Below are 15,042 nucleotides of genomic sequence, written 5' to 3'. Positions count from 1 at the left end.
ACTTGATCTGTTAAGCGCTCGGGAGGCACGACGCTGAACCGGGCCTTTCTGTCATCATCCACCCCATGTGTCGGACAGAGTGAAACCATGTGGAAAAGGGTCACTCGGATCCAATCCGACCTGAGTGATCGCGTATATCCAGCATTGCCCCGAAACTCTGTTCCGGACTGCTTTGAAAGGTCCAACCACAGTTTCACCTCTGAATTCGGTCACGAATTCCCCACCGATGATCGAGCGGGAGATCCGCCTATCACCGGGCTGAACCAGACCGTCGGCATACGCCACGGCCATCTGCGAGCTTGACCCGGTGCCGCAGGGTGACCGATCCGCCCTGCCGGGGCGAAGCGTGGTGCAGGTGCGGATCGCGCCGTCCGGTTCGGTGCTGCGGAACATGACATAGGCCAGCCCGTCGAGCGCTGGCGTCGTCGGATGCAGTGCGGGTTCTGCCGCGGCGATCAGGGACCGGAGCGCGACGCCCGCCTCCGCCAGCGCGCGCGCGGTTTCTGGGACAATCGTCAACCCGATCTGGTCCACATCTACCAGGGCATAGAAGACGCCACCGAAGCAGAGGTCATAGGTGACGTCCCCCCAGGCCTCAGTCTCAATCAGTGCAGCTTTCCTGGCAACGAAGGCAGGCGGCATGTCCAGAGTCACCCGGGTTACCTTGCCGTTCTTGCAAGCCGCAACCGCGCGCACCGGCCCGGCGGCAGTATCGAGCGTGACGACCGTCTCCGGCTCCTGCATCGGTTTCATGCCGGTTTCAAGGATTGCGGTGACCGCACACATGGCATTTGACCCAGACATCGCATGCGCCTGGTCAGGTTGCAGGACGATGAAGCCTGCATCGGTTTCAGGAAGCGTTGGCGGCAACAGAAGGCAAAAGGACCCGGCCGGGCCCGATCGTGGCTCGGAACAGAGAAGCCGACGCAGGCTGTCATCGACCTTGTTCAGATGGTTGAGCTTGTCGGCCATCGTAGCCCCGGGGATATCGAGTACACCGGCGGTGATCACCCGGCCGATCTCTCCGGCGCAATGCACATCGACGGTCTGCAGGGTTCGGTTCCAGTGCATGGTGTGATCTCCTTCAGAACCGGTCGATCCGATAGGGTCGCAAGTCGATTTCGGGGGCCTCGCCCGCGATCAACCTCCCCATCAGGCGCGCGCAGGTCGCGGCATAGGTCAATCCAAGATGGCCGTGGCCGGTCGCATAGTAAACGCCCGGCACCTTGGCAGAGGCCGACATGACCGGGATCGTATCGGGAAAGGCCGGACGGTGGCCCATCCATTCGCTGGCACCCTCTACCCTCAGATTCGGCAGGGCCTCGCGGGCGCGTTTCACCGTAATCCGGGCGCGCCGATAGTCGGGCGGTGCATCTAGGCCCGCCATCTCGACCGTGCCGCCGACGCGAATGCCACCTGCGGTAGGCGTGACCATGAAGGCGCGTGCGGGCCAGATGATCGAATGGCCAAGCCGGATGCCGGACGCCATGATTTGCGTGTGATAGCCGCGCTCGGTCTCAAGCGGCATGGGTTCGCCCAGCAGGCGCGAAAGTCGGCCCGAAAACGCCCCTGCCGCCACGACGACCTCGTCGGTCTCCAGAACCGTACCGTCATCAAGCTGCACCCCCGAGATGCGCGACGACCGCGTGAAACCGGTGATGGCTGTCCGTCGGATTTCGCCCCCCAGGCCCTCGAACCTATCTGCCAACCGGGTCACATAGGCATAGGGATCGCGCAGCGACCGGTTGTCGGGAAACAGAACCGCCTTGCCGATGCCGGGTGCGATCTCTGGCTCAAGGTCGCGAATGTCGCATGGACCGAGGACCTCATGAGCAAAGCCGAAGCGGTCAAGAATTTCGATGTGATCCCGGTCGGCTCGGAACTCAGCCTCGTCCGTGTAAAGCGACAGGCAGCCGGTTTCGGATATCACCTCCGGTGCGCCGATTTCTCGCAAGAGCACCTGTGTATCGCTCAGTGCACGGGCGCAAAGCGCGGCTCCTGCTGACTCCAGCGCGCGCATCCGGGAGGGTAGCGAGGCGGCGAGGAAGCGCAGGAACCATGGAATCAGGCGGGGCATATAGCCCGGGCGCACATGGACCGGGCCTTCGGGATCCAGTAGCCACCCCGGAATCTGCCGCCAGACCGAAGGCCGGGAGGCCGGCATGAATTCGGTCACGGCAATCGAAGCCATGTTGCCAAACGAGGCTCCGCGTCCCGGCGCGTCACGATCGATCAGGATGACCTGTCGTCCCCGTTTTTGCAGCTCATACGCGATAGCTGCGCCGATCACACCTGCACCGACGACGACAGTGGTCTTCTTGACCTTGTTCATTGATCGACTCGACCTGGATTGTGGAAGCGACGCGTTACCCGAGAAGGATCGGCTCCATCGCCGCGCGAAATTCCGCCTTTTCCTCATCTGTAAGCGGCCCGAGTGGCGCGCGGCACTGGCCGACCGTCAAGCCCTGCAACTCACAACCATACTTGATTTTCTGCACGAACTTGCCGGATTCGAGAATGTTCATCGCGCCGTAAAGCGTCCGCATCATCTCCCGTGCCTTTGACAGGTCCCCGGACCTGTAGGCGCGGTCAAGGTCGCAACACGCCCTAGCCATGCAGTTCGACGGCCCGCAGATCCACGCATCCGCACCCCAGAACATGAAATCAAGCGCAATGTCGTCTGACCCCGATATCAGTTGGATCTTGCCCGCGTAGCGGCTTGAAATCGCGATGGCGCGCTGCAGCGAGCCTGAGCTTTCCTTGATGCCCACGATCCGCGGATTGTCAGCGAAATGGTCCATAAGTTCGAAGCTGATATCCGCGCCATCCTTCAAAGGGTAGGAGTAGAGCACGATGTTCACGTCGACCGCGTCCAGCACCGCCTCATAATGCCGGATGAGTTCGACCTGCGTCGGACGGGTATAGAAGGGTGGCGCTAGCAACACGGTGTCGTAGCCGATGTCTTTCGCGATCTTCGTCTGTTCGATCACCTCGCGCGTTGCCGGAGCGTTGGTACCGGCGATCAGAAGCTCATTGGGGTTTGCGAAATCCTTGACGAACTGAAGCACCGATCGGCGTTCAGCGGTCGACTGGCTGAAGTATTCGCCGGTCGAGCCATTCGGAACCCAGCCGGTCACGCCGCACTCGCGGAAATGCGTGAGCAGCCGTTCGAAGGCCTTGAAGTCGATCCGGTCGTCGTCACCGAAAGGCGTGACAAGCGCGGGCAGCACGCCTGTGAGTTTGACGTTGTAGCTCATGGCAATTTCCTTTCGCTGGCGGGGTTTTGTCGACATAATGTCGTCAAGTTTCATGTCGACAAATTGCCGACAAGTCAATAACCGTTACAATCATCCCAGTAAGGCCGTTTGTAGGGGCGCGACGAAAATGAAAGAAGTTCCGCAGGATGGCACGAGGCAGGGAAAGGGTTCTGGTGCGAGATTTGTCTACGACACACTGAAGCACGAGATCCTGTCGCTCACGCTCGCCCCCGGCATTCCGCTTGATGAAACCTCGCTCGCCGAAAGATTCGCGCTGTCGCGTTCACCCGTGCGCGAGGCTCTGGTGAGGCTCTCAGCCGAGGGGCTGGTTGTGATGCTTTCCAACCGCTCGACGCTGGTGGCGCCGATCGACGTGGCGGGCTTTCCCCGCTATGTCGAGGCTCTGGATTTTCTGCAGCGCATCAATACCCGCCTCGCGGCGCAGAATCGGACGGAGGACGACTTGGCTGAAATGCAGGACGCAGCCCGCGCATTCGATCGCTCGACCGCCAAGAACGACTACCTCGCCATGTCAGCCACCAACCGCGACTTCCACATGGCAATCGCAAAGGCGGGGCGGAATCCCTACTTGGCTCGGTGCTATGGCCAGTTGCTGGACGAAGGCCGCCGCATCCTGCATATGCATTTCGACTTTCTGCGCGCCTCGACCAGTGACCGATTGCTCGGTTCGGAACATGCTGACATGATCGCGGCGATCCGCGACCGGGACATCGCGCGCGCCGACACACTGGCCCATGCGCACACCCGCCAGTTCCACGACCGCTTCGTCAAGTTCCTGAGCGCGTCCTACATGGGCGATTTCGACTTCGATCTATCGACGCTGGGAAGCAACGGCGCGTGAGTATCGGGCGTTGAGGGCACATGCGCTTGCCCGATGTCAGCGTCTCATTCTCGGGCGCTCGGACGCGCTGAAGCTGCACAAGGACCAGATCGACGGCGATACGATCTGGGGCGTTCGCGGCAAGACGGGAGAAGAAGTCGCGATTCCGGTCGGTTAAACTCTTTTGGAAGCACTCAGCACCATCCCCGATCACCAGGCAGATACGGTCCTGTGCAATTCGCACGGAGAACCATGGACCTATGATGGGTTCTCGACCGTCTGGCATCGCTTCACGATGGGTCTGTAGAAAAACGACCTGATCCAGAGCGGCCTCACCCTCAAAGGTCTGCGCCATACGGTGGCCACGACATTGCGCGAAGCGGGGCTCGACGAAAGGCGCATTGCCGACCTTCTTGGGCAGAAAACCCTTTCCAAGGTCCGGCACTATTACCGGTCCGCGAAGCTGGCCGCGAAGAACCGCGAAACCATGGCGACTCTCGAAACCCAGAACGCGCGCCGCGCGCAATTTGTCAAACCTTCCACCAAAAGCGCCAAACCCTAACCGAAAGGGGCGCCGGAGTGACTATTAAATTCAATAAATTATGGCATTTAAGTGGTGCCCAGAGCCGGAATCGAACCAGCGACACGCGGATTTTCAATCCGCTGCTCTACCAACTGAGCTATCTGGGCACCGGGGGCGATTGCGCCCGGCCCGGCGTGTTTAGGCGAGACGCAGGGGGCTGTCCAGAGGATTTTCGTGATTATCTTGCGCGGAGGGGCAGCTAATTCGGGCGCTGCGTCGGATGCCCGGTATCGGCCTCATCGGGCAGGTCCTCTTCCACAGCCGGGATGGCGTAAGAACCGTTCAGCCAGCGGCCGAGATCGACATCGGCACAGCGTTTGGAACAGAAGGGCCGGTATTTCGGATCGGTTTCTTTCTGGCAGATCGGGCAGGTCATGGCTCACCCTTTCCCAGAATCGTGGCCAGAGGCAAGCGGTCGCGTTTGCGTTGCAGTTCGAAATTCCCCAAGGGTGTCCAGCCCGCAAGGCTGGTCTCGGCGGCCTCGCCCTTGAAGGCCACGCGCAACTGCTGATCCAGCGTCGCGCGGTCGCGTTTCGGCATGGGCGCGAAATCGACCGTCACCTGACCGCCGAGCCCGCGCAGGCGCAGCTGGCGCGGCAGGTCGCGGGCGGCGGCGATATTGGCCTTGAGGCTGGCGGCGGGCGAGGTGTCGGGGCCGGTATTGACGTCGATGGCGATCAGCGCACGCGTCGGTTCGATGGCCATATTGGCGCCACCCGGCAGTTTCACCACCGGAGACAGAACCGCGTCGATCATCTCCTCCACCCCGTGGCGGGCAAAGGCCTCCTCGCCTTCCGCAACTTCGTCGGGGGCGGGATCGGACCAGTCGCGGGCGGCTCCCTCATGCGGGCTCGCCGCGTCGACAAGCAGTTCCGGCCCGCCGTTTAGGTCGCCACTCACGGCCTCGGCCAGTTCCCGCATACGCGCGATTTCGCCCGCGATCTCATCGTCACCCGCCAAGGCGGCGGCGGAGCGCATGATCAATCCGAATTCCGAACCCTGCATACCGTCAGTGGCCAATGCCTCCAGCCGCGAACGATCCTCGGCCTCCCTGATCCGGCGCGAGATGTTGAGGCCGGGGGCGGAGGGCGTGACGATGGCCAGATGCCCCTTGAAGAGCAGCCGCGTCGTGACCGGCAGCGCCTTGCCGGGCTCGGCAAAGCCCGAGACCTGAACGATGACCGGCTGACCGGGGGCGAGCCCCTTCGTTTCGCGCAGAAAGCCTTTCTGGCCGTCCGGCAGTTTCACGAAGGCCCCGCCCTGGCCCTTCATCTGCCGGTCGAGTACCCCGCGCAGGATCGCGCTTGGCGCATAACCCGCAGCCTCGCCCGCCTCGATCAGCAGGTCCTGCAACTGGCCATCGACGACCAAGGCCGCGGCCTCGCGCCCGCGATAGGTTCCCAGAACGACGACCCGACCCTTCATGCCTCAACCCCGTGAGTATCAATCCCGGCGGCTTCCAGAAGATGCGCCGTCTCGGCTACGGGCAGGCCGACGACGCCGGTGAAGGAACCCTGAAGCCAGGGAATGAAAGCACCAAAGCGTCCCTGAATGCCGTAGGCCCCGGCCTTGCCCTGCCACTCGCCGGAGGCGAGATAGGCGTTGATCTCCACGTCCGACAGCGCCTTGACCTTCACCACCGTCTCGACGCTGCGTTGCCAGAGCCTGTCGCCCCGCTTAACCGCGACAGCCGTGATGACCCGGTGGCGGCGGCCCGATAGCTTGAGAAGAAACTCCGCCGCCTCGCCCGCGCTTTCCGGTTTGCCGAGGATACGACGGCCAAGCGCAACGGTCGTGTCGGCGCAAAGTACGACCTCATCCGCCGCGGCGATCACAGCGGCCGCCTTCTCTCGCGCCATGCGCTCGCAGTAGGGGCGCGGCAATTCACCCTTCAGGGGCGTTTCATCTATGTCGGGGGCGCGGATGTCGTCGGGGGCCAGCCCCAGCTGCGCCAGCAATTCCTTGCGGCGCGGGCTGCCCGATCCCAGAACAAGGCGCGGAGGCACCTTACTTGAAGCGGTAATTGATCCGCCCCTTTGACAGGTCATAGGGCGTCATCGTCACCTGAACCTTGTCACCCGCCAGAACGCGGATGCGGTTCTTGCGCATCTTTCCTGCCATCGTCGCGATGATCTCATGGCCGTTTTCGAGCTCGACCCGGAATGTCGCGTTTGGCAGGAGTTCCTTCACGACGCCCGGAAATTCGAGTCCTTCTTCCTTGGCCATGGTCACTCCATTGTTGTTCACCCGGGCCACCTGCCCGGGCGCGCGTTAAATGCGCCCGATGGGAAGGGATTTCAAGCGATTTCTCGGTTACGCCCATGAACCGTGACGCGGGAAAGCTGCACGTCCTGCTCCGGCCAGTGCTGCATGTTCAGGACGCCACCATCGGCGCGGACCTCGGCAATGGCGTCGCGGCTGACCTCGGCATAGACCCAGCCGGGCTTGCCAAGCGGGCCTTCGGCGATGATGCCGGTCGATGGAAAGCCCCGGTCAGGCGGACCATAGACCGAAGCCGAGCCGGTGTTTTCCTCCATCCCGTAGCACCAGTCTGCCGCGCCGACGACCGGCGCATGAACCGCCACCATCTGGTTTTCCAATGCGCGGGCCATTGCGCCCACGCGGACGCGGCTGAACCCCGCTAACGCCTCGGTTGCGGACGGGACCAGAAGGATCTCCACCCCCGCTTCGGCCAGAGCGCGGCCCAGAAGCGGAAACTCGCTGTCATAACAGATCAGGATGCCGATCCGGCCAAGCGGAGTGTCATATACCTGCAATCCGTCGCCCGGCACGATATGCCAGCCGTCGCGTTCCCAGCGGGTCATCATCGCCTTGTCCTGATGTCCGATCAGCCCGCCAGGGCCGAACAGGCTTGCCCGGTTCACCGGCCGACCGCCCGCATGGGGCAGGCCGAAAACCGGGCCGGAAGCCGACAGGATATGCACGCCGTGCTCTGCGGCAAGCCGGACATGCAGCGCCTCGGACGCGGGCTTGTGGCGGCTGACCTCGTGCAGGGCGTCCTGAATATCGCCCGCAACGGCTGCGCCTCCAAGCGAGGCAAGCTCCATCGCGCCGTATTCCGGAAAGACCAGCAGCTTCGCCCCCTGTCCGGCGGCTTCGGCAACCCAGGTGGAGAGTTTTTTCTCGTACTCAGCCCATGTGTCGAACCAATTGAGCGGATAGGCGGCGGCGGCGATCTTCATACATCCTCCCGGGCGATGGCCCGACAGTTAAAGAAACGGGGCGAGGGCTTTGATTTATCCCATTCTGCACGAAGCAACGAGGGAGTGGAACCCGCCTAACATCCGATTCAGGCCGATTTGATCAAAAAATCGAGGGTGTGAAGTTTCCCGCCTGAGATGAGACGTTTCGAAACCCTCCTGACAGAACCCTGTCAGGAGCCCTGTGCGACAAGGGCGTCCTCAACCGAATTGAAAGGAGTCCCCCATGAGCACCCAACCCGTTGTCGTCTGGAGTGAAATTCCGGTTTCCGATATGAAGAAGGCAGTGGCGTTCTATAACGCGACCTTCGACTGGCAGATGACAATCGACGAAAGCGGCCCCAATCCGATGGCAATCCTCGGCGGCAATATGGAAACCACCGGCGGCCATCTCTATCCGGGCGAACCGGCTTCGGGCAACGGGCCGACCGTGCATATCGCGGTGTCCGACCGGCTGGAGGATGCCGCGATCCGCTGCCGCAAGGCGGGCGGTGAGGTGATCGGAGAGATCATCACCATCCCGCCTGGCCGTTTCGTCTATGCCAAGGACCCCGACGGCAATTCCATCGGGCTCTTTGAACCGGCCAAGGCGGCCTGATGCGGCGCGCCGACCGCCTCTTCCAGATCGTCCAGTATCTGAGGGGCGGTCGGCTTCTGACCGCGCGCATGCTCGCCCAGAGGCTTGAGGTCAGCGAGCGCACGATCTACCGCGACATTGCCGATCTGATCGGGTCCGGCGTGCCGATCGACGGCGAGGCGGGGATCGGTTACATGATGCGGTCGGGTTATGACCTGCCGCCCCTGATGTTCTCCCGCGAGGAAATCAGCGCCCTTGTCGCGGGCGCCCGCATGGTGCGCAGCTTTGGCGGCGCGGCGATGGCGCTTGCGGCGGAAGTGGCGCTGGCCAAGATCGAGGCGGTCCTGCCCCCCGACCTGCGCGACCGCCCCGCCGGGGTGGCGATCCATGCCCATGACGCGGGCGCGCTTTCCGATGCCGACCGGGCCATGCTCGACCGGCTCGACCGCGCCGTCGAGACCCAACTGAAACTGGCGCTCGACTACCGCGATGCCGACGGGGCGGCGACACTCCGGACAGTGCGTCCGCTTGGCCTCTGGTTCTGGGGCAAGGTCTGGACCCTGATCGCCTGGTGCGAACTCAGGGAGGATTTCCGCATGTTCCGCATCGACCGGATCGCCGGGGCGGAGGATGCAGGCCCGTTCCGGCCTGAACGCGACAAAACCCTCGCGGCGTTCTTCCAGCAGGAAGTCAACCACCGCCGGGCGTGATGCGTCGCCGTTCAATGCACTTCCCGATGTTTCACAAGCCAATCGTTTGACTGTCCTTCGCGCCGCGATTTCTTTCAAAGAAATCGCACCGGATACTTTAGAAGTTTCCGGTGTCCGGCGATGTGGTCGCACGGCGGTGCGGATCAAATGATGCGGTTCGGGGGCGTCGGTTTGCCATACGTTTTGCCGACACATTGCAGACGTTTCGCCGACCAAGAAAATCCATGAAAAACAATATGTTGTTTGTTAGCCTGGCTAAGAGCAGCAACCCTCTTTAACCTTCCCTTAGTTCTTGCCTATACTCCTCCGATCCAGCGAGACGAGGACCCAATGACCCCCCATATCGGTGCCAAGCCCGGCGACATCGCCGAAACCGTCCTGATGCCCGGCGATCCGCGGCGCGCCAAATGGGCGGCCGAGACCTTTCTGAAGGATGCGGTCTGCGTCAACGAGGTGCGTGGCATGCTGGGCTTTACAGGCACCTGGAAGGGCAATCGGGTGACGATCCATGGATCGGGCATGGGTATGCCGTCGCTGTCGATCTATGCCACTGAACTCATTCGGGAATACGGCGCAAAGACGCTGATCCGCATCGGTTCGGCCGGGGCGATGCTCGACCATGTGAAGATCCGCGACGTGGTGATCGCGATGACCTCCTCGGCGATCTCCACCCCGTCGCGCGGCTTCTTCAAGGAGATGCAGTTCGCGCCTTGCGCCGATTACGGCCTCTTGGAAAAGGCAGTCGCGGCGGCGCGGGGCAGGGGCACACCGATCCATGTCGGCGGCATCTATTCGTCCGATATCTTCTACGACGAACGTCAGGACCTGACCGACATGCTGGCGCGCCACGGCGTTCTGGCGGTGGAGATGGAAGCGGCCGAGCTCTACACCGTCGCCGCCCGCCATGGTGCACGGGCCCTGGCGGTGCTGACAATCTCTGACCACCTTGTCACCCATGAAGCACTGCCTGCGGAGGACCGCGAGAAGAGCTTCGGCGACATGGTCGAAATCGCGCTTGAGGCGGCCTTCGCCTGAGGCGTTCCGGACGCGTTACACCGGGCTTGCAGGCGAAAGATTCTGCGCCGTTCCGGCAGGCATCCGCTTGACAATCCGCAAGGGCTGCGCCACATGAGCAGCCGGTGCGGGGCAGTAGCTCAGTTGGGAGAGCGCGTCGTTCGCAATGACGAGGTCAGGGGTTCGATCCCCCTCTGCTCCACCAAATTTCTCCTTAAGAACATCATAGCTTTGACTGGCGCATGAATGGTGCCAGGAATGCCGCCAATCCTGCGTTGTCGCGGGATACTGATGAATGGCTCGTTGCAAATGGACGACGGCTTTAGGGCCCGACTTGTGTCCAAGCCGGGTTTCGTCGGAGAATAGGCAACGTGTGTGTATGAGTGAGTTTTGTATGATTAATGACGCGAATGAAACGCGCGTGTTTCCGGTTGTCGAGTCGGTGGAATTGGCGGATGGCGCGGCCGCCGTGGCCGTACGCAGGAACGAAGAAGGCGCTACTTCCTTCGCTGTTCCAGGTGGTTCCTGAAGTCGCTTGCCGTGGCCTATGCCCTTATCGAGATGGGCCTGACAAGCGTTATTCGGCGGGGCCCGCGAGCTCAGCATGGGCGTCCTTTGACCGTCCCATACCGCGCGAGGTCAGCATCAGAAGCGACGGGGTGACGACAAGCGTCAGAACCGTCGCGAAGGCGAGGCCGAAGACGATGGCGGAGGAGAGCGAGATCCACCATTGGGTGGATGGTGCGCCGAATGTCGTCTCGTGGCTCAGAAGTTCGAGGTTGAAGCCGAAAGCAATGGGCAACACGCCGAGGATCGCGGTGACGGCGGTCAGCACGACAGGCCGGGCGCGTTCGTGGCAGGTTTCCAGAATCGCCTCGACCTTCTCCATCCCTTCGCGGCGCAGGTTGTCATAGGTGTCGATCAGCACGATGTTGTTGTTCACGACGACGCCCGCAAGCGCGATGATGCCGATCCCGGTCATCACGATACCGAAGGGCTGGCCCATGATCATCAGGCCTAGGAAGACGCCGATCGTCGACATGATCACGGCCGAGAAGATCAGCCAGACCGAGATGAAGCGGTTGAACTGCGCCAGAAGCACCACGAAGATCAGCGCCAGTGCGGCGAGGAACGCCTTGCCGAGGAAGGCGCTGGCTGCGGCCTGTTCCTCATCCTCGCCGGCGAGTTGCCAGCGGATGCCGTTCTTTTCCAGATCCGATGCCGCCAGACGTTCGGTGATGGCCTGCCGGATCGGGTCGGCCTGAATGCCTTCGCGGATATTGGCCTGTACGGTAACCGTGCGGCGGCTGTCGATGCGCGTCAGCGTACCGGTGGTCAGGACCGGTTCGCGGGTCACGAAATTGGCAATGGGGACAGGGCCCTGCTCGGTCTCGACGCGCAACTGGTCAAGCGATGAGATCGTGCGCTGATCGGGCGGCAGGCGCAGGACGATATCGACTGCGTCATCGGTGCCGGCGGGGCGGAAATCCGACAGCTTCAGCCCGTCGGTCACGAGCTGCACCACGGCGCCGACAGCGCCCGGCGCGATGCCGTAACGGGCGGCGGCGGCCCGATCGACACGGATTTCCCAGTCGATGCCCGGCGGCGGCAGGCCGTCGTCGATGTCGATCACATCGGGCGTCTTGGCCAGTTCGTCCGCGATCAGCCGGGCAGCATCGTTCAGGCCGGCAGGATTGGTCGCCGACAGCCTGATCTGGATGGCTTTTCCGGTGGGCGGCCCGGCATCGGGCACCGAAACCTCAATCTCCACCCCCGGAATGCCCTGCATCGCCTCGCGCAGATCGGCGAGGATCGCGTTGGCGTTCTTGCGTTCGCGCCAGTCGATGAATTCATACTGAATGACGCCCACGACATCCTCGGCGACTTCAGCGCCCGGCCCGGCAGCCTCTCCAGCGCGGGTATAAACCGTCTTGATGCCGGGCCAGCCAAGAATGCGTTCCTCGGCCTGCCGCGTGAGCGCATCCATTTCCTCAATGGAAAGATTGCCGCGAGCATGGACGTAAAGAAGACCGTAGTCAGGTTCGACATTCGGGAAGAACTCGACGCCCTTGCCGTAAGTGCCATAGGCGAAGGGCACCGCGATGAGTGTCGCGACCGCCGTTATCGTCACGAGCCAGGGATGCCGGATCGCGCGGGCGACAAAGCGCATATAGAGATTGTTGCGGCCGCGATCCTTTTCCTTCACCGGGCGGGCGATGATCGCGCCGATTGTCGGGGCGAAATAGAGCGCGTAGACAAGCGAGGCCGAAAGCGTCGCGATCAGCGTGATCGGCATGTATTTCATGAACTCGCCAACCACGCCCGGCCAGAACAAAAGCGGCGAAAACGCAGCGACACGCGTCGCCGTCGCGGCGATCACAGGGCCTGTCATCTTGTGCGAGGCAAGCGCGAAGGCCTGCCGTTTGTCCATGCCTTCGGCCATGCGCCGTTCGGCATATTCGGTGACGATGATCGCGTCATCAACGAGCATGCCGACGGCAAGGATCAGGCTGAAGAGGACGACGATGTTGACCGTCAGCCCCGCCAGTTGCAGTCCGAGGATGCCGATCAGGAACGAGGCAGGGATGGCAAGCCCGATCAGCAGCGAGGCGCGGCCCGAAAGCGCGTAGAGAATGACGATGAAGACGAGGATAACCGCCGTCAGAACCGAATTCTGAAGATCGGCCAGCATCTGCCGGATCGTCGTGGATTTGTCCTGGCTGAAAGAAATCTCGGTACCCTCGGGCAGGGTTTTCTGAAACTCCTCGGTCACTTTCTTGACCGCGTCCACCGTCTCGACAAGGTTCGAGCCGACGCGCTTCGACACCTCGATGGCGATGGCTGGCTTGCCATCCAGCCGGGTGATCGTCTCGGGGTCTTTGTGGGTGGCGCGGATCGCGGCCAGATCGCGGGCGCGGACGGTGGCGGTGCCGTTGGTGATGACGGGCAGGTTCGCCACGTCCTCGATGGTCTCGATCAGCGATGGGACCTTGATGGCGTAACGGCCTTCGGCACCTTCGAGTGCCCCGGCGGCAATCAGCTGGTTGTTGGCCGCGACACCGGCCATCAGCGTATGGGGGTTGAGGCCGTATGACGACAGTTTCGCCGGATCGATGATAACCTCGACCAGATCCTCGCGAACGCCTTGCAGGGCTGCGTCGAGGACGCCGGGAATCTCTTCTATCCGGTCGCGCAACTCCCGTCCGGCACGGGCGAGGATACGCTCAGGCACGTCGCCAGAGAGCGAGACGACGAGGACAGGAAATTCCGAGATATTGACCTCGTGCACCGATGGCTCATCGGCCCCGTCGGGCAGATCGCGCTTGGCTTCGGACACCTTTGAGCGCACGTCGTCGAGCGCTTTTTCCAGATTCGCACCGGCCTGGAACTCCAAGAGGACGTTGCCGCCGCCCTGATAGGCCGTTGCGGTCATCTCCTTGATCCCGGCGATGGTCTTCAACGAGGTTTCCATGGGCCTGAGCAGCAGCCGCTCGCTGTCCTCAGGTGAGATGCCCTGATAGGAGAGGCTGACATAGAGGATCGGGATCTGGATGTCCGGCTCGGCCTCTTTCGGGATCGTGATATAGGCCTGTGCGCCCGCAAGCATCAGGAAGATGAGGACGGAGATCGTCAGCCGCGCATTGCGGATGGCGGTTTCGACGAGACCCATCGGTTCAATCCCCCAGCGCGATGGAGGCAGCGTCCTTGACGCTGACCGTCTCGCCGTCGCGGACAAGGTCCTGACCGAGAACGATGATGCGCGCATCCTCCGGTACACCGGTCAGAACGAGGCCCTCGGGCGTGTCGTCGATCAGTTCGACGGATGCGAAATGTGCGACATTGTCGGGGCCCACGATCCGCAGACCAAGTTCGCCTTGCGTCGAAAGCGTGATGACCGAGCGGGGAACGGTAACGGCGCGTTCGGGGCGGGTATAAAGGCTGACCTCAGCCGTCATGCCCGCAGGCACGGCACCGTCGGGATTGGGCAGTTCAACCTCGACCGGATAGGTGCGGGTTTGGGTTGATGCTTCGCGTGCGACATGGCGCACCTTGCCTTCCAATTGTCGGCCATTCACGAGCCGGATACCGGCGCGGTCGTTGACGGAGACGAAGCCGATATCGACTTCGCTGACTTCGGCGCGCACGACGATCGGGTCAAGCGACAGGACCGTCGCGATCGGAGTGCCGGTCTGGACCCATTCGCCAAGTTCGACATCGACCTTGTCGACGATGCCGGTAAACGGCGCGCGCAGGTTCAGACGGTCCGCTGCTGCCTCTGCCTGGCTCAACGCTGCTTCGGCCGCTGCCTTGTCGGCACGAACCTTGATCAGCTGCAATTCGGCGGTGTTGCCGCTTTTGAAAAGCTTTTCGGCGACTTCAAGTTCCTGCGTCCGCTGGGCGAGCGTGGCTTCTGCGGTCATGACGGCGGCGGCGACATCGGCGCCTTCGACCGTCATGACGACCTGATCGTCGGTGACCATATCGCCCTGGGTAATCGGCAGGGCGGCGATGACCCCGTCAGAACGCGCGGCCAGCACCGTCCGTTTGTCGGCACCTGTTACGCCGGAGATTCGGATTTCACGAGCATGATCCTGAAAAACCGGTGTCAGAGCGGCAACCGTCCGGAGTGCCGATGCCGGCGCTGCACCATCGTCCTGGGCCAGTTCGATCGACGTGGCCTCCGGCGCGGGCTGCGCGGCATGCGCTTCCTCGCTGCCGACAGAGGCGAACTTGCCGGTTGCGACCCAAGCCGTTGCTGCGACCAACACAAGGATGGCCGTCACTTTGTGGCCCTTGAAATGCGAAGCCATAGTTTGAAAATTCCTATCCATGGGCAGG

General features: G+C 62.5%; 16 protein-coding genes and 2 tRNA genes. 7 read left to right on the top strand and 11 right to left on the bottom strand.

What is annotated here, in order from left to right; genetic code table 11:
- Positions 1–54: 54 nt before the first annotated feature.
- Genes OEZ71_RS04310 through dapA form a run of 3 tightly spaced genes read right to left on the bottom strand, consistent with a single transcriptional unit; the run spans position 55 to position 3,257 of the window.
- The gene (locus OEZ71_RS04310; protein ID WP_263738679.1) at positions 55–1,071 is read right to left on the bottom strand and encodes a proline racemase family protein; all 1,017 of its coding nucleotides are present in this window, start codon (positions 1,069–1,071) and stop codon (positions 55–57) included.
- 13 nt (positions 1,072–1,084) lie between these two features.
- The gene (locus tag OEZ71_RS04305) at positions 1,085–2,332 is read right to left on the bottom strand and encodes an NAD(P)/FAD-dependent oxidoreductase (protein WP_263738678.1); all 1,248 of its coding nucleotides are present in this window, start codon (positions 2,330–2,332) and stop codon (positions 1,085–1,087) included.
- Between the two features lie 34 nt (positions 2,333–2,366).
- Complete coding sequence (gene dapA / locus OEZ71_RS04300; protein ID WP_263738677.1) at positions 2,367–3,257, bottom strand: 4-hydroxy-tetrahydrodipicolinate synthase; 891 nt, start codon at positions 3,255–3,257, stop codon at positions 2,367–2,369.
- Between the two features lie 127 nt (positions 3,258–3,384).
- On the opposite strand from dapA, the gene OEZ71_RS04295 reads away from it, so the two are divergent.
- The 3 genes from OEZ71_RS04295 to OEZ71_RS04285 all read left to right on the top strand — a co-directional run bounded on the left by OEZ71_RS04295 (position 3,385) and on the right by OEZ71_RS04285 (position 4,660).
- The gene (locus OEZ71_RS04295; RefSeq protein ID WP_263738676.1) at positions 3,385–4,119 is read left to right on the top strand and encodes a GntR family transcriptional regulator; all 735 of its coding nucleotides are present in this window, start codon (positions 3,385–3,387) and stop codon (positions 4,117–4,119) included.
- A 10-nt stretch (positions 4,120–4,129) separates the two neighbouring features.
- Positions 4,130–4,276 (top strand): hypothetical protein, encoded by a 147-nt coding sequence (locus OEZ71_RS04290; RefSeq protein WP_263738675.1) that lies wholly within the window; start codon positions 4,130–4,132, stop codon positions 4,274–4,276.
- Positions 4,277–4,414: 138 nt separating this feature from the next.
- Positions 4,415–4,660 (top strand): tyrosine-type recombinase/integrase, encoded by a 246-nt coding sequence (locus tag OEZ71_RS04285; protein WP_318527806.1) that lies wholly within the window; start codon positions 4,415–4,417, stop codon positions 4,658–4,660.
- 52 nt (positions 4,661–4,712) lie between these two features.
- Here the strand turns inward: OEZ71_RS04285 and OEZ71_RS04280 are convergent.
- The 6 genes from OEZ71_RS04280 to OEZ71_RS04255 form a co-directional block, all read right to left on the bottom strand.
- Positions 4,713–4,788: transfer RNA gene (locus tag OEZ71_RS04280), tRNA-Phe, on the bottom strand.
- Between the two features lie 92 nt (positions 4,789–4,880).
- Positions 4,881–5,057, bottom strand: a complete 177-nt coding sequence (locus tag OEZ71_RS04275; protein WP_263738674.1) for a DNA gyrase inhibitor YacG — start codon at positions 5,055–5,057, stop codon at positions 4,881–4,883.
- A complete protein-coding gene (locus OEZ71_RS04270) occupies positions 5,054–6,106 on the bottom strand; it encodes a ribonuclease E/G (protein WP_263738673.1) in 1,053 nt (350 codons plus the stop codon). The genes OEZ71_RS04275 and OEZ71_RS04270 overlap by 4 nt, the downstream gene beginning before the upstream one ends.
- Complete coding sequence (locus tag OEZ71_RS04265) at positions 6,103–6,687, bottom strand: Maf family protein (protein WP_263738672.1); 585 nt, start codon at positions 6,685–6,687, stop codon at positions 6,103–6,105. The genes OEZ71_RS04270 and OEZ71_RS04265 overlap by 4 nt, the downstream gene beginning before the upstream one ends.
- Before the next feature lies 1 nt (position 6,688).
- Positions 6,689–6,907: a translation initiation factor IF-1 gene (gene infA, locus OEZ71_RS04260; protein WP_263340199.1), complete on the bottom strand. Its 219-nt coding sequence runs from the start codon at positions 6,905–6,907 to the stop codon at positions 6,689–6,691.
- 71 nt (positions 6,908–6,978) lie between these two features.
- Positions 6,979–7,884 carry a carbon-nitrogen hydrolase family protein gene (locus OEZ71_RS04255; RefSeq protein ID WP_263738671.1) on the bottom strand — a complete coding sequence of 302 codons (906 nt, stop codon included), beginning with the start codon at positions 7,882–7,884 and terminating at the stop codon, positions 6,979–6,981.
- Positions 7,885–8,128: 244 nt separating this feature from the next.
- Between OEZ71_RS04255 and OEZ71_RS04250 the strand changes: the two genes are divergently transcribed.
- From OEZ71_RS04250 to OEZ71_RS04235, 4 genes are all read left to right on the top strand, one after another.
- Entirely contained in the window at positions 8,129–8,500 is a 372-nt protein-coding gene (locus OEZ71_RS04250; protein WP_263738670.1) for a VOC family protein, read from the top strand.
- On the top strand, positions 8,500–9,189 hold the full coding sequence (locus tag OEZ71_RS04245) for a helix-turn-helix transcriptional regulator (protein ID WP_263738669.1): 690 nt from the start codon (positions 8,500–8,502) through the stop codon (positions 9,187–9,189). The genes OEZ71_RS04250 and OEZ71_RS04245 overlap by 1 nt, the downstream gene beginning before the upstream one ends.
- A 330-nt stretch (positions 9,190–9,519) precedes the next feature.
- A complete protein-coding gene (deoD, locus tag OEZ71_RS04240) occupies positions 9,520–10,224 on the top strand; it encodes a purine-nucleoside phosphorylase (RefSeq protein WP_263738668.1) in 705 nt (234 codons plus the stop codon).
- A gap of 108 nt (positions 10,225–10,332) precedes the next feature.
- Positions 10,333–10,408: transfer RNA gene (locus OEZ71_RS04235), tRNA-Ala, on the top strand.
- Between the two features lie 372 nt (positions 10,409–10,780).
- Here the strand turns inward: OEZ71_RS04235 and OEZ71_RS04230 are convergent.
- Both OEZ71_RS04230 and OEZ71_RS04225 read right to left on the bottom strand, forming a co-directional pair.
- Positions 10,781–13,873: an efflux RND transporter permease subunit gene (locus OEZ71_RS04230; protein WP_263738667.1), complete on the bottom strand. Its 3,093-nt coding sequence runs from the start codon at positions 13,871–13,873 to the stop codon at positions 10,781–10,783.
- Positions 13,874–13,877: 4 nt separating this feature from the next.
- Positions 13,878–15,014, bottom strand: a complete 1,137-nt coding sequence (locus OEZ71_RS04225) for an efflux RND transporter periplasmic adaptor subunit (RefSeq protein WP_263738666.1) — start codon at positions 15,012–15,014, stop codon at positions 13,878–13,880.
- Between the last annotated feature and the right edge of the window lie 28 nt (positions 15,015–15,042).

Origin of the sequence: Albidovulum litorale (assembly GCF_025751495.1) — a bacterium.
GTDB classification, from domain to species: Bacteria; Pseudomonadota; Alphaproteobacteria; order Rhodobacterales; family Rhodobacteraceae; genus Albidovulum; species Albidovulum litorale.
This window is presented reverse-complemented; position numbering and strand designations above follow the sequence as displayed.

Excerpts from the sequence above, each read along its gene's own strand:
- OEZ71_RS04310 (WP_263738679.1), bottom strand. The coding sequence starts at position 1,071 with ATGCACTGGAACCGAACCCTGCAGACCGTCGATGTGCATTGCGCCGGA.
- OEZ71_RS04305 (WP_263738678.1), bottom strand. The coding sequence starts at position 2,332 with ATGAACAAGGTCAAGAAGACCACTGTCGTCGTCGGTGCAGGTGTGATC.
- dapA (WP_263738677.1), bottom strand. The coding sequence starts at position 3,257 with ATGAGCTACAACGTCAAACTCACAGGCGTGCTGCCCGCGCTTGTCACG.
- OEZ71_RS04295 (WP_263738676.1), top strand. The coding sequence starts at position 3,385 with ATGAAAGAAGTTCCGCAGGATGGCACGAGGCAGGGAAAGGGTTCTGGT.
- OEZ71_RS04275 (WP_263738674.1), bottom strand. The coding sequence starts at position 5,057 with ATGACCTGCCCGATCTGCCAGAAAGAAACCGATCCGAAATACCGGCCC.
- OEZ71_RS04270 (WP_263738673.1), bottom strand. The coding sequence starts at position 6,106 with ATGAAGGGTCGGGTCGTCGTTCTGGGAACCTATCGCGGGCGCGAGGCC.
- infA (WP_263340199.1), bottom strand. The coding sequence starts at position 6,907 with ATGGCCAAGGAAGAAGGACTCGAATTTCCGGGCGTCGTGAAGGAACTC.
- OEZ71_RS04255 (WP_263738671.1), bottom strand. The coding sequence starts at position 7,884 with ATGAAGATCGCCGCCGCCGCCTATCCGCTCAATTGGTTCGACACATGG.
- OEZ71_RS04250 (WP_263738670.1), top strand. The coding sequence starts at position 8,129 with ATGAGCACCCAACCCGTTGTCGTCTGGAGTGAAATTCCGGTTTCCGAT.
- OEZ71_RS04245 (WP_263738669.1), top strand. The coding sequence starts at position 8,500 with ATGCGGCGCGCCGACCGCCTCTTCCAGATCGTCCAGTATCTGAGGGGC.
- deoD (WP_263738668.1), top strand. The coding sequence starts at position 9,520 with ATGACCCCCCATATCGGTGCCAAGCCCGGCGACATCGCCGAAACCGTC.
- OEZ71_RS04230 (WP_263738667.1), bottom strand. The coding sequence starts at position 13,873 with ATGGGTCTCGTCGAAACCGCCATCCGCAATGCGCGGCTGACGATCTCC.
- OEZ71_RS04225 (WP_263738666.1), bottom strand. The coding sequence starts at position 15,014 with ATGGCTTCGCATTTCAAGGGCCACAAAGTGACGGCCATCCTTGTGTTG.